Here is a 13742-nt window from a genome sequence, read left to right as displayed (position 1 = left end):
ATAGGTCCAGCATCCCGCGGCCAATCTGGATCAGGTCTGGGACCTAGAAGCGGGCCTTCAGACCCACGAAGTAACGACGACCCAGCACGTCATAGGTCGACGGGTCGGTGTTGGCTGCGATCTGCGAGGTGTAGATCGGAGGCAGCTTGTCGCCGATATTGTTCACGCCCGCGCGGACTTCGAACATGTCGTTGATCTTCCAGCTGCCGTCGATGTCGTAATAGCTGTAGTTCGGCGCAGCCTGACCACTGGCAAAGAAGTCATCGACCTTGCCAATCAGACGCCAGCGCGCGCCGAAGGAGTAGTCTGCGACCGACCAACGGACGTTGGTCATCGCCTTCCAGCGGCTGTAGTTGGAGCCAAGGGTGTTACCAACGGTGCCGGCGCGCTTGTCGATGTTACCGCCGGGGATGTTCTGGACATCGAAGTTCAGCAGGTAGCTACCCGAGACATTGGTCGCAATGCGGCCGTAGTCATCGCTGAGACCGATGGCGCCAAGACCGAAGCCCCAGTCGATCTGGAAGTCGATGCCGTCGGTTTCATAGGAGCCGAGGTTGGCGTTGGTCGACTTGGCGTCAGAAATTTCACCAGTCGCCGGGTCGCGGCGCAGCAGCTGACAGAACAGGTTCGAAGCCGAGAAAGTCGGGTTCGAAGCCGTGCCCAGCGGGTTGTTGAAGCAATAGGCCAGGGAGGTGGCGGCGTTGATGGTGCCGACCGCGTCCTGGATCTTGATGTGGTAGTAGTCCACCGAAGCCGACAGACGCTCGAGGATCGGAGCCTCGAAGCGCGGCTGATAGACCAGACCGAAGGTCACGGAGTCAGCCGTTTCCTGGATCAGGTCGGGATTGCCGCCGGTGGTCGATTGAACCTGGTTGTTGGCATAGGTGAAGCTGTCGATGATGACCGACGGCACGCCTTGAGCCAGGCACAGGGCCCGCACGGCCGCCGCATTGGCGCCCTTGCGATAGGCGCCCTTGACATCGCAGGGGTCGCCGGAGCCGACGCCGCCTGCCGGACCGATGGTCGGGAAGCTCTGGCCCTGCGGGGCGTAGAGTTCGCCAACGCTCGGGGCGCGGATGGCCTTGGAGAAGCCGCCGCGGGCCGCCAGGGCGTCCACAATCTGCCAGTGGCCATTGGCGCTGAAGGTCGAGACGCCGCCAATCGTGTTGTAGTCCGAATAGCGGTACTTCAGGTTCAGGCTTGCCGACTGGATCAGCGGCAGGTCCTTCAGGACAGGAACGTCCACTTCGCCGAAGATTTCATAGACGTCGGTTGAACCGCGCAGGGCGTTCTGGGCGTTGAAGCCCACGACGCCCGGTGAGTCCTGGGCGATCGGCGTGGTCACGGTGTCGCGGGTCGAGAGGACCGAGTCCGGAACGAAGTTATAGGCGTTGCGGATGTAGTCGGCGCCGACGGCGGCCTTCATGACGCCAGCCGGAAGCTCAAACAGCGAACCCGTGGCGCTGATTTCGGCCAGACGCTGGTTGAAGCTGGTCGAGTTCTTGGTCACCCGGCTGATGTAGGTGGCGCAAGCGGCCGAGATCGGATTGGTGCCGAAGGGGTTGTAACCGCCGGCGCAGATGGACTTACCGCCATCAGCAGCTTCCAGCAGGGTGCGGACTGCCGCGTGGGAGATGTTGCCGTACTGGGTTTCCAGACGACGCTCACGGCCATCAGCCATGTAGGCGTCCCAGGTCCAGTCACCGGCAATCTTGCCCCTCACGCCAATCAACATCTGGGTGACGGTGTAGTCGCTGACCGAACGACGGCCGCCGACTTCCGAGAAGCGCTTCCGGAACAGGAAGGGCGCGGTCGGGTTCGCACGGGAGGCCAGCAGGGTCTGCAGGTCACCCGGGACGAAGGGGTTGTTGTAGGGGACCAGGAAGCCGGTATTGCCGGTCGCCGGGTTGCCGGCTGCCGGAGACGGAGCCAGAAGGGCGCCGGACTGGTAGCTGACATAGTTGAACTGGGCGTAGGCCTTCATGGTGTCGAGCAGGTCATGCTCGACCCGTGCGAAGGCGTTGTAACGCTCAAGCGGCACAACCAGGTTGTTCAGGGCGCCGGTGTTGTAGTTGCCGGTGACCGGAATGGTGTCGAAGTCGACGCCGGTCGGGCCCTTATAGTTGATGCCGTTCTGGAACAGGCTTCCGTCATTGTTGAAACCGAGACGGGTGGTGGTGCGGCTGACCGAACCAGCGGCCTTGCCGTACTTCGCGAAGACCGCGTCCATGGCGGCCTGGGTCGGGGCGTTGGTGGCGATGGTGTCATAGGCGCCCATTGGCGTCGTCGAGGACGGGCCAGACACGGCCGAGAACGGACGGGAGCCGTTCAGCACGTTGCCGCGGTTGGAGAAGCCCAGCGACATCACGGCATTGCCGGCGCCTTCATTGAAGTCGCCGCCCATCAGGATGCTGACGTTTTCGGACTCGCCGTCGTGGCGGTTGGTGATGCCGTACTGGGTGTCGACTTCAATGCCGTTGAAATGCTTCTTCAGGCGGAAGTTGACGACGCCGGCGATGGCGTCCGAACCGTAGGTGGAGGATTCACCGCCGGTCACGACTTCGACGCTCTCAACCAGACCCGGAGGAATGGTGTTCAGGTCGACCGTGCCGTCAGAGTTGGACGGCGGGATGCGGCGGCCATCCATCAGGACCAGGGTGCGGTTGGTGCCGAGGCCGCGCAGTTCGACTTGCGCCTGGCCGTTACCACCGGGGTTGTTGGAGGTGGAGGTCACGGACGGAACGAACTGGGGCAGTTCGTTCAGAAGGGTTTCGACCGTCACCACGCCGGAATTCTTCAGGGCTTCAGCACCAACCGTCACGATCGGGGTGTTGGAGCGATAGTCCTGGCGGGCGATGCGCGAGCCGGTAACAATGACTTCTTCGACTTCAGCGGAGCCCTTTTCGGCTGCAAAAGCGGTAGCCGGCATCACGGCGAACATCGCCAGACCGGTCAGGACAGACGTCGCCAGAAGGCGTTCACGCGTCTTATTCATGTTCAAGATTTCATCCTCCAGCATGCGCAGATCCCGATGGGGCGCGCCCTGCAGCCAAAACGTGTCACATGCCGCACCGCGACATAGATCGATCACGTCTAGGGAAGAGACACGGGTCGGGCAACTATCATTACCGAAGCGTAAGCAGGTTGCCGCCTTTCTGTCGCATTTTGGTCACATGTCACCATTTGGGTCGCGGCTGGCGGGGTCTGGTTTCGGGTGTAAGGTGGGATCACAAAAGCCTGTCGCCAGAGAAACCCATGTCGACCAAACCGAAGATCGCCCTGACCCTTGGCGCAGCCGTTGCAATCTCGCTGGGGGCCTTCGCCGCCAGTCCTGCCGCAACATCGGCGACCACCGCCCTGCAGAAGGTGATCGCCTGCCATGGGGTGGCTGACAGCCAGGCGAGGCTGGCCTGCTATGACGCTGCGGTTTCAGCCCTTCTGGCGGACAGCAAGGGCTCGGAAAGTCCTGTCGGCGCGGCGGAAGATGTGATCGTGATTTCCAAGGAACAGGTGCGCAATGCGAAGCGCCAGGCCTTTGGCTTTGACCTGTCAGCGCTTTCAGTTTTCGACCGGGGCGAGAAGCCCGAAGTGATCGACAAGATCACGGTCGTCGTCGAGCGGGCCTACCAGACGGGCTCGGGGCGCTGGATCCTTGAAATGGACAATGCCTCGACCTGGGAACAGACCGATGACGAACAGGTCTGGAAGGGTCCGAAGAAGGGCTCGCGGGCCGATATCCGCAAGGCGTCCATGGGCAGCTATTTCATCAATCTCGACGGCCAGAGGGCAATCCGGGCCCGCCGGGTCAAGTAGCCGCAGGTGGAGCGGGCCGAGGCCTCCCCGATCTATGGCTGCATCGAAGCGGGCGGGACAAAGTTTGTCATTGGCGTGGTCAATGGCCAGGGCGATGTCCTTGCAGAGGCGCGCATCGGAACGACGACGCCTGAAGAGACTCTCAGGGCCTGTGTGGACTGGCTTGAGCGGGCGCAGGACCGCCTTGGGCCTCTGACGGCCCTGGGGGTGGCGAGCTTTGGCCCGGTTGAACTTGATCCGGCATCAGCAAGCTGGGGATATATCACCTCGACCCCGAAAGACGGCTGGAGCCACACTGACCTTGCCGGGAGGTTTGTCCGGGCTTTCGGCCTTCCAGTTGGTTTTGACACAGACGTAAACGGAGCCGCACGGGCCGAGGCGCTCTGGGGCGCCGGGCGGGATCAGAAGATCAGCGCCTATCTGACCATTGGCACAGGAATAGGCGGTGGCGTCATGGTGGATGGCGCGCCCTTACAGGGCCTGAGCCATCCTGAAATCGGCCATTTCAGACCACCCAGACACGCTGATGATCTGCACTTTTCCGGGGTCTGCCCCTTCCATGGCGACTGCCACGAAGGCCTGGCCAGCGGGCCGGCCATACAGGCGAGGTGGGGCTGTGAGTTGTCAGATCTCCCGCCGGATCATCCTGCCCACGACATCATCGCCTGGTATCTGGCCCACCTGACAATCGCTCTCCAGGCGATGCTGGAACCCGGCAGGATCATCATGGGTGGCGGTGTCATGGAAACCCCGGGCCTCCTGGCCCAGGTGCGTCAGGCCGCAACCAGACTAGGCGGCGGGTACTTCAAGGGGCGTTCAGAGGATGTGATTGTTCCCCCCATGCTGGGCAAGCGCCTGGGCCTGCTGGCAGGCCTCGCCCTCGCCCTGGACGCAGAAAAGGCGCCCTACCCGGCCCGGCCGTCCGCTGTGATCCGGTAGATCAGACAGGTCTCGGCCTTGCGCGGTGGGACCGGCATTCCGTGGTTCGCCAGCCATGCCCCGTGGATATCCACGCCGTCGCCGCGGTACTCCAGAAAGACGGGGGCGGCGGCCTGGCCCGAACCAGGCCGGGGTCGGACTTCCTCGATCCGGTAGACGCGATCCTGGGCGACCATGGGCAAGGCCAGATCTGTCGGCCACTTCTGCGTCATGGGGCCCATGCGATAGACAAACAGCAACAGATCATCCACCGCGCCATGAGCCTGCCAGACCACGGAGTCCTGGCCTTCTCCCAGCCAGACCTGTCCCTGATGAAGCTGGCCGCGAAGGGACTTGTAGAGATCGATCCACCCCTTCAGCTGGGTGTTCTCCGCTCCATCCAGGCGCCGCGGATCCAGTTCGACGCCGAAATGCCCCGGCAGGGCGACAGCAGCACGGAAATCGAGGGTCTGACTTCTCCCCGTCGTGTGCGCCTGCGCCGCGCCCACATGGGATCCCATGATTTCCGGCGGGAAGAACTGCAGGAAGCCACGCTGGATGGCGACCCGGGATACGGCGTCAATACAGTCGCTGGTCCATACCCGGTGGGTATGTTGCAGTACTCCGGCGTCAATCCGGCCGCCACCGCCGGCGCAGGCCTCGATCTCGACCTGCGGCCACCCTTCACGGATCCTGGCCATCAGGTCATAGGCGGCAAGGGTCTGCCGGCGATAGGCGGCCCGCCCCGCAGATCCGGCCGTGGTCAGATCGCGATTGTGATCCCACTTCAGATAGGCGATCGGCAGGCTGTCCAGCAGGGCGCCGATCTTTTCAAGCAGATAGTCCGCGACCTCTGGCCGTGTGAGGTCAAGGACCAGCTGATTGCGCGCCGTCAGCAGGGGGCGGCCAGCGATCTGCAGCGCCCAGTCAGGATTCGCGCGGAAGAGATCGCTGTCAGGATTGACCATTTCCGGCTCGACCCAGAGACCAAAGGACATGCCCAGGTCGTTGACCCGCCGGGCCAGGGGGCCAAGTCCCTCAGGGAAGACCTCCGCGTCTGTCCACCAGTCGCCCAGTCCCGCCCTGTCGCTCCGTCGCCCCTGGAACCAGCCGTCATCCAGGATGAACCGCTCGATTCCAGCCCCTGCCGCAGCCTCCGCCATGTCCTCAAGGGCAATTGGAACCAGGTCGAAATAGACCCCCTCCCAGGTGTTCAATCCCACGGGGCGGGGGCTCATGACGCCGCCCGGCCAGGAAAGTCGGGCTCGAATGGCCTTGTGGAAGCCAGAGGCAACACCGTTCAGTCCGCCGGTGGAACAGGTCGCCAGGACCTGCGGGGACACGATCTGCTCGCCTTGCGCCAGGCGCACCTCGCCGGGCGCCAGCCATTCCCCCAGTTGCCACTGGAAGCGACCGTCCTCCAGCCACTCAATGACCTGGGCATGATTGCCGGACCAGGCGAGCTGGGCGCCAAAGGCGAGCCCCGCATGGGCGCCTGCGCCTTGGGTGACGGCGACCGCGCCCGGAAAAGCGTCGTGTGAAGTCAGGCCGCGCCGGTTCTCCCGACGCCATATCCCGCGGGCGAGGGCTTCTTCCTGCAGCAGGAATTCGGCGTTGTGCCGACCCCCATAGTGCCGGACCTTCGCCACCTGCGCCGGCAGGGGCAGAACAGCGGCGGCCAGCCACTGCACATCAAGAGCGCCAGCTCCGGTATTGGTCAGCCGGGTGGAGACCGTGAGAACGTCGGAGGCGGACTCCAGCGCCAGGTCAATCTCGACCAGCAGACCGGCGACGCTGTCGGTCAATCTGACAAGCAGGGCGCACCCCGGGTCTGTCCAGGTGACCTCGCACGCCGTGATCGCCTGGGCAAAATCCTGGCCGTCCCGGTGGGCAAGCAGGGCCGATGTCCCGTACCAGCCCACGCCGAATGTCGGAAAGAGGCTGAGAGGAAAGTCGTTTTCCAGGGAGAAGGTGGGCGTCGCCCGCCCTGCCCGCAGCCCGAAACCCGGAACAGCATCTTCCGGCAGGCGCGGCCCCCAATAACGCCAGAGCGGCGCCTCGGTGTCCGACAGCTCGAGAACTGCTGAACAGTTCGCGCTCATCAAATGGGCGTATCGCGGTGACTGGTCGGTCATGGCCTGCGTCAATCCAGATTTCTGTCCACGCTCAACACCATCAAGGGGCGCCCCGCAATGGAAAGCCTTGACCCGGCAGGGTTCACCTGGCCGTCGCGCGCCGCCTACTGGCCCGGGGCCTTGCAGGGCGCGGCGGACGCCGGGCAGCCCTATGCGTGGTGTCCGGGCCTGGCAAGGTTGGGCGAAGGCTGGGGCTTACACCGCCTTTGGGGGTCGCTTCAGAGGGTGCTTGGCGTGGCGTCTTTCCTTGAAGGCCTCCTGGCGAAGTGCGCGCTCCGCAGCATAGGCAGGCAGGAACTCAACGCTCACCGAATGACCGTCAAAGGCTTCTCCACAGCCCTTGCAGGTTGGACCATAGCCAGCAACTTCGCCGCAAGCTGCATGCCGATATTCCAAAGCTTGGTGCTGATGATCTGGCTTGCACCAGGTCTCACCCCAATCCCTGATCGCGATCATGACGGGAAACAGGGCCCTGCCCTTTTCAGTCAGGACAAACTCGAAGCGCGCCGGGCGTGGATTATAGAGCTGCCGCTCGACGAGGCCCTCGGTCACAAGCTTGCGAAGTCGCTCATTGAGCATGATCGAGGTGACGCCAAGTTGCGCTTCCATCTCGTCGAACCGGCCCCGCGCTGTGAAGATCTCGTTGAGTATCTGCAGGGTCCAGCGCTCGCCAAGAATACGCTGCACGAGCGCGATCGGGCACAGGGTCGTATCTGGTGATGAGGTCGCCATATCCGGTACGCTCGCTTCTTTTCCTCCCCAGCGATTCACGCCGCCCAGGGTTAACGGGATGCTGCGCGCATTTGTCGCAGGCGTAAATCGCACTCGCCTCTGAGGTTACAATTTTCACGTGGGCCATCCGTTACGCGAGTACCGGTCCGTCTTTGTTCGACAGGGTCGGTCCATGGAAAACTAGATGCAGAAAGCCGCCAGGTCGCCACACCACCCACCGCCAACCGGTATCTTCCAGTCGGCAATCGAGCACACCGTTCTTGCCCCTTCCTGGATAGTGGCCTTGAAGGCGCCGCCTGTTCCTCCGACCACAGCCCAGATCAATTCATGGGGGCCGGACGCCAGGTCCAGGGCCTGGTTCCCGGACCGGCCATCGAGGACAACATCGCCAATGGACGCAAAGAACGGTCGATCACACGCGATCTGAATGGTCACAACTGACATGTCTGGCCCCCTGGTTCGGGAGGGGTTTAATGCCCGGCAGACCGGAATCTGTGAGGTCGGTGTGACGCCCGCGTGAAATCGACAGCCTGATGGACAGGATTGCCGGGCTGGGCGAGACTCTCCTGCAGCAAACAGGATCAGGACCATGAAAGTCGCCGTCTTCACGTTTTGCCTGGGCCTGATCGGGCTCCCAGCCCTGGCCCAGCCGACCCATGTGATGGTCCGGGCCCAGGCCCTCGACGCCAAGTTCATTGGCGACCACACGGGCGGCGCAGACATCACCCTGACCGATGTCAGGACCGGCAAGATCCTGGCCAAGGGAAGGACAACTGGCGGAACCGGCGACACTGGCAGGATCATGAAGGCGCCCCACAGCCGCAGCGGCGGGCTGGCGGACGCCCAGACCGCAGGGTTCGACGCCGTCATCGACATCAACGCGCCCACCCTGGTCCGCGCCGACGCTGCCGGGCCCATGGGTCGTCCGGACTCCGTGATCCACGTCTCCGCTGCCACCTGGGTCTATCCCGGACGCGACATTTCAGGGGACGGCTGGGTCCTGATCTTTCCTGGCCTTGTGGTCGAGCCCAGGGCGGCAAAAGCCGCTGACGGGGCTTTGGCCATATCGGCCAGCGTCACCCTGATGTGTGGCTGCCCCATCGACACCGGCGGCATCTGGGACGCCGCCAACTATTCGGTCGAAGCCACCCTGATCCGCGGCGGCAAGGTGCTGGCGACAGCGCCCCTGACCTTTACCGGCAAGACCAGTAAGTTCGCGGGACAGTTCCCCGCCCAGACGCCCGGGACCTATCGGGTCCGGGTCAGCGCCACGGACCGCACCACCATCAACGCCGGGACCGTCGAGATCCCGGTGGACCTCAAGCCCTGAGGGCGCGAGGGGCCAGCTGACCGTTCATGACGGGCAGAAGGTCGGCGACCGAGTCGATCACCATGTCAGCGCCGGACGCCAACAGACTGTCAGTGACCCGCTTGAGGCCAGCTTCACGGGCCTCTGGCGACAGGCCGAGCAGTCCCTCCCGGCTCAGCCCCATCCCATTCCCGGACGCCGCGAGACCGATGGTGAAACAGCCGGCGGCTCGCCCTTCGGCGATACCGGCTTCGGCGTCATCAACCTTGATGACCCGGGACAGGGGCCAGACCCCCAGGTCTGCGCAGGCCCTGTAGATCATCAGCGGGCTGGGCCGACCCTGCGGGGTTTCGCCCGAGCACATGAGATGATCGGGGGCGTAGCCCTGCGCCGCCGCCGCCGCGACCACGGCCTGCATCATTTCGCGGGTATAGCCGGTTGAGGATGCGACCTTCAGCCCCGCTGACTTCAGCGCCGACGCGGTTTCCGCCGCTCCGGCGATCAATTCAGAGGCCTTTGCCGCGGCCTCGAGCATGAGGGGGGTGAGGTCGGCCATGATCGAGATGATGTCGGCCTCGCCCGGCGCCCCGCCCCGCGCGGCGCTCCAGGCCTCATTCACCTCAGGACGGGCCAGCAGGGCCCGCACATGGTCGACCTTGGCCATGCCCATGTCGGCCCGGGCGGCGGCCTCGGAGATCGTCACGCCGTGACGGTCAAAGGCTTCCAGCAAGGCCTCCACGGGTGCGCAGCAGCCGTGGTCCACCATGGTTCCCGCCCAGTCGAAAATGACCAGGTCAAAGTCTGAAAGCTTGGGCAGGGCCATTGGCTGTTCCTAGAGGAGATCTGAGATGACGTCTTCGCCAAGGGCGAGACCGACCGAGGCGCCGGCGCCTGTGGTCACGGTGACAAGCCGAACGCCCGGAGCCGGGTCATCAATGACCACGTCACAGGCCTTGGCATAGGCATAGGTTCCGACCCAGCGCTCGACAACCGGAGGCGCACGCCCGCCGAACACGGCGGCGTATTCGTCGAGGATCAGGTCATCGACCCCCTGGTGCGAGAAGGGGTCCGGCGTCGCGCCATAGTGGTGGCTGTCTCCGACCACCAGACTGCCATCCGCGCTCTGGACGACGATGAGATGGACGCCATTGGCCAGATGCCCTGCCTGCTCCTTCTCAAGGCGCGCCTTCAGGGCGGCGGCTTCGGGCAGGTCCGCATAACCGGAATATCGGACAAGTCCGAGATCGCTCATCACCCCGCCCGCCAGGGTGAAGCCGGGGGAGGCCAGGCGCAGCATCTGCAGCTTGCAGCGCGTCACCCCATTGGCGGCCAGTCGGTCGGGAAACAGGCTGGTCAGATCATCCCCGGGGCAGACCACAATGGCGTCTGCCTCTATGACCCCGGCGGTCGTCAGGACCTTCCCGGTCTCGACTCCCAGCACAGTGGTCAGACGCCGGAAGGTCACGCCGTGGGCCTGCTCCAGCCACTCAGCCATGCGCGGAATGGCCTGCCGGGACTCGACCCTCAACTCGTGGGGGCTTTTCAGGGCGGCCAGATGCCCGGCGCCTGCAAGCTCCGGCCGGGCAGTTGCAAGCTGCGCCGGACCCAGCAATTCGCAACCGTCAGCCATGTCGGTCTTCAGGAAGGCCTCCAGCACCGCCACGGACTCCGGCCGCCGCACGGCCAGGGCCATGCCCCGGTGCAGGACCGGAATGGACGCCTGGTCGGCAAGCTCCGCCCAGAGCAAGGCCGAACGCCGCGCCAGGGACCACATTTGGCCCGCGGCCTGACCCGTCACGGTGATGAAGCCGAAATTGCGCACCGAGGCGCCATTGGCCTGGGCGTCCCGGTCAATGACCACAACGCGCTTGCCACGCCTTGCGGCCGCCAGGGCGCAGCCGAGGCCAACTATGCCGGCGCCGACCACTGCAAGGTCAAACCGTTCCGAAGCGCCTTGACCCAAGGGGCTTGTTCCTCTCTCAGAATTGGCAGGACCCGGGAGGGTCGCCATAGTCGTCGTCACTGCGCCGACACATGCGACCGCTAACGACGCAAACATAACCGCCGAGAGCAACAAATCCATGACCGGACTTAAAGCCAGGCTCTCCAATGCGCACCCGGCGGTCTTCACCCTGTTCGCCGGTCTCGCCGGCTTCAGTGCCTATTTCTCCATGTACGCCTTCCGCAAGCCGTTCTCGGCGGCGACCTTCGAGAACGTGGACGGCTGGACCTTCCTCCTGGACTACAAGGTCGCCCTGGTGATCGCCCAGGTGGCCGGATACGCCCTGTCCAAGCTGATCGGGGTCAAGGTGGTTTCCGAGATCGGGTCAGGTCGACGGGGTCTGGCGATCCTAGCCCTGATCGGCGTCGCCTGGCTGGCCCTGCTGATCTTCCCCCTGATCCCCGCCCCCTGGAATGTGGCCGCCCTGTTCCTGAACGGCCTGCCGCTCGGCATGATCTGGGGTCTGGTCTTCGGCTATATGGAAGGTCGTCGGGTATCCGAGGCCCTGGGCGCCATTCTGTGCGCCAGCTTCATCGTCTCCTCGGGGCTGGTGAAGTCGGTGGGCAAGTGGCTGATGCAGGTCCAGCATGTGGACGTCTTCTGGATGCCGGCTGTGACGGGCGCCCTGTTCATCCCACTTCTGCTCCTGTCGGTCTGGGCGCTGGAACAGATGCCGCCGCCCTCCGCCGAGGACGAAGCCGAGCGGGTCCGCCGGGCGCCCATGACGGGACCGGAACGCCTGGCCTTCCTCCGCACCTTCGCCCCCGGCATCATCATGCTGGTGATCGGATATGTCCTGCTCAGCGCCTTCCGGGACTTCCGGGACAATTTCGCCGCCGAGATCTGGAAGGCCCTGGGCTTCGGCGAAGCCTCGTCCGTCTTCAGCGCCAGCGAACTGCCGGTCGCCGTGGTCGCCCTGGGGGTTTTGGCGGCCCTGATGACGGTGAAGGACAACCTCAAGGCCCTGCTGGCCATGCACGGGGTCATCATGGCCGGCTGCGCCATTGTCGGCCTGTCGACCCTGGCCTTCCAGGCGCACCTGATCTCACCCCTGGCCTGGATGATCCTGAACGGCGCGGGGCTCTACATGGGCTACACCCCCTTCAACGCCATGCTGTTCGACCGGCTGGTGGCCTATAGCGGTCAGATCGCGACGGCGGCCTTCCTGATCTATGTGGCGGACGCGGCAGGCTATTTCGGCACCGTGGGTCTGCTGTTCTGGCGAAACTTCGGCGCGCCGGAGCTGGACTGGCTGCAGGCCTTCTCCCTGGGCGCCTATGCCGTCAGCGTGATCGGCGTCGTCTTCACGGCCCTGTCGATGGTCTATTTCCTGCGCCGGGCCCAACGCCAGAAGCTTTGATCCAGGTCAGGGCCGACCTTTGAAAGCTGACGGAAAAGACCTCCCTACCCGGAGGTCTCCCCCCAAATGCCTGCGCTTCAAACTACTGCTCTGGCCACACCCCAGATCCTGTCCCGCGCCGCCCTGATCGCGAAATATGACGGCCGCGCGCCGCGATACACCAGCTACCCCACCGCTGTTCAGTTCACCCCCGATGTGAATGCCCAGGCCTATCAGGACTGGCTGGGTGGGCTGTCGCCGGAAGAAGCCGTGTCCCTCTACCTGCATATCCCCTTCTGCTCGCGGCTCTGCTGGTACTGCGGCTGCAACACCCGGGCGGTGAACCGCCACGAGCCGGTGAGGGACTATGTGACCTATCTGATGCGGGAGAACGCCATGCTGGCGGCCGCACTGCCCGGTCGGATGAAGGTGGATGCCGTCCATCTGGGCGGGGGTACACCCAACATGCTGACCCCGGACGAGCTGGACCTGATCTTCGGGACGCTCAGGCAGACCTTCGACTTCAGCCCCGACGCCGAGATCGCCGCCGAGCTGGACCCGGAAATCCTGACCCGCGACTGGGTGCAGGCCGCCGCCGCCAATGGCCTGAACCGGGCCAGTCTCGGCGTCCAGAACCTGGCGCCCGAGGTCCAGGCCGCAGTCAACCGGGTGGAGCACTTCAGCCACATCGCCAACTGCGTCGGCTGGCTGCGGGAGTTCGGGGTCGGCTCGATCAACATGGACCTGATGTACGGCCTGCCCAGACAGACCGTGGCCAATACCCTGGACACTGTCCGCGAGATCCTCACCGTCCGGCCCGAGCGCCTGGCCCTGTTCGGCTATGCCCACGTGCCCTGGATGAAATCCCACCAGCAGCTGATCAAGGACGAGGATCTGCCCGGCGCCGCCGAGCGCCTTGACCAGAGCGAAGCCGCCGCCGAACTTCTGGTGTCGGAGGGCTATGTCCGCATCGGCCTCGACCACTTCGCCCTGCCCGATGACACCCTCAGCAGGGCCCAGGCTCAGGGGCGGATGCACCGCAACTTCCAGGGCTATACCACCGACGAAGCCAGGGTCCTGCTGGGCCTCGGCGCTTCGGCCATCGGCGCCCTGCCCCAGGGCTTCACCCAGAACGTCACGGCGGAGCTGGGCTGGCGGGCGGCCATCGACAGGGGCGAACTGCCCATCGCCCGGGGCGTCGCCCTGACCGACGACGACAGGTTCCGGGGCGAGATCATCGAGAAGCTGATGTGCGATTTCGCTGTGGATCTGGCGGAGGTCTGCGCCCGCCATGGCCGCGATCTGGCCGACCTGGCCAATACCCGCCCCGGCCTTGAGGACCTTGCGGCCGACGGCCTGCTGACCATGGAGGGCGACCGCCTGATTGTGACGGAGGCCGGCAAGCTGGTGGTCCGCACCATCTGCGCACTGTTCGACGTCTATTTCGCGCCGGAGGGCGGTCGGCACTCCAAATCCCTCTGACTCCGGTCTTGC

General features: G+C 64.7%; 10 protein-coding genes. 5 read left to right on the top strand and 5 right to left on the bottom strand.

What is annotated here, in order from left to right; genetic code table 11:
• Window positions 1-43 precede the first annotated feature (43 nt).
• Window positions 44-2995, bottom strand: coding sequence for a TonB-dependent receptor (locus CFE28_04865; GenBank protein ID OYU71561.1), 2952 nt, complete (start codon window positions 2993-2995; stop codon window positions 44-46).
• A 260-nt stretch (window positions 2996-3255) separates the two neighbouring features.
• Between CFE28_04865 and CFE28_04860 the strand changes: the two genes are divergently transcribed.
• Entirely contained in the window at window positions 3256-3813 is a 558-nt protein-coding gene (locus tag CFE28_04860; GenBank protein OYU69389.1) for a hypothetical protein, read from the top strand.
• A gap of 30 nt (window positions 3814-3843) precedes the next feature.
• Window positions 3844-4752 carry a fructokinase gene (locus CFE28_04855; protein OYU71560.1) on the top strand — a complete coding sequence of 303 codons (909 nt, stop codon included), beginning with the start codon at window positions 3844-3846 and terminating at the stop codon, window positions 4750-4752.
• Here CFE28_04855 and CFE28_04850 read toward each other — a convergent pair.
• Window positions 4719-6866: an alpha-galactosidase gene (locus CFE28_04850; GenBank protein OYU71559.1), complete on the bottom strand. Its 2148-nt coding sequence runs from the start codon at window positions 6864-6866 to the stop codon at window positions 4719-4721. The two genes, CFE28_04855 and CFE28_04850, sit on opposite strands and share 34 nt — an antisense overlap.
• Before the next feature lie 195 nt (window positions 6867-7061).
• A complete protein-coding gene (locus CFE28_04845; protein OYU69388.1) occupies window positions 7062-7598 on the bottom strand; it encodes a transcriptional regulator in 537 nt (178 codons plus the stop codon).
• Window positions 7599-8187: 589 nt separating this feature from the next.
• Between CFE28_04845 and CFE28_04840 the strand changes: the two genes are divergently transcribed.
• Window positions 8188-8928: a hypothetical protein gene (locus CFE28_04840; protein ID OYU69387.1), complete on the top strand. Its 741-nt coding sequence runs from the start codon at window positions 8188-8190 to the stop codon at window positions 8926-8928.
• Here the strand turns inward: CFE28_04840 and CFE28_04835 are convergent.
• Window positions 8918-9730, bottom strand: a complete 813-nt coding sequence (locus CFE28_04835) for a phosphonoacetaldehyde hydrolase (GenBank protein ID OYU69386.1) — start codon at window positions 9728-9730, stop codon at window positions 8918-8920. The two genes, CFE28_04840 and CFE28_04835, sit on opposite strands and share 11 nt — an antisense overlap.
• Window positions 9731-9739: 9 nt before the next feature.
• Window positions 9740-10918: a TIGR03364 family FAD-dependent oxidoreductase gene (locus CFE28_04830; GenBank protein ID OYU69385.1), complete on the bottom strand. Its 1179-nt coding sequence runs from the start codon at window positions 10916-10918 to the stop codon at window positions 9740-9742.
• 70 nt (window positions 10919-10988) lie between these two features.
• On the opposite strand from CFE28_04830, the gene CFE28_04825 reads away from it, so the two are divergent.
• Complete coding sequence (locus CFE28_04825) at window positions 10989-12269, top strand: hypothetical protein (GenBank protein OYU69384.1); 1281 nt, start codon at window positions 10989-10991, stop codon at window positions 12267-12269.
• 66 nt (window positions 12270-12335) lie between these two features.
• Window positions 12336-13730 carry an oxygen-independent coproporphyrinogen III oxidase gene (gene hemN / locus CFE28_04820; protein ID OYU69383.1) on the top strand — a complete coding sequence of 465 codons (1395 nt, stop codon included), beginning with the start codon at window positions 12336-12338 and terminating at the stop codon, window positions 13728-13730.
• The last annotated feature ends 12 nt before the right edge of the window (window positions 13731-13742 follow it).

The organism is Alphaproteobacteria bacterium PA2, assembly GCA_002256425.1.
In the GTDB taxonomy this organism is placed as follows: domain Bacteria; phylum Pseudomonadota; class Alphaproteobacteria; order Caulobacterales; family Caulobacteraceae; genus Phenylobacterium.
The sequence above is the reverse complement of the archived record's forward strand: the minus strand, read 5'-3'. Positions and strand labels throughout refer to the sequence as shown.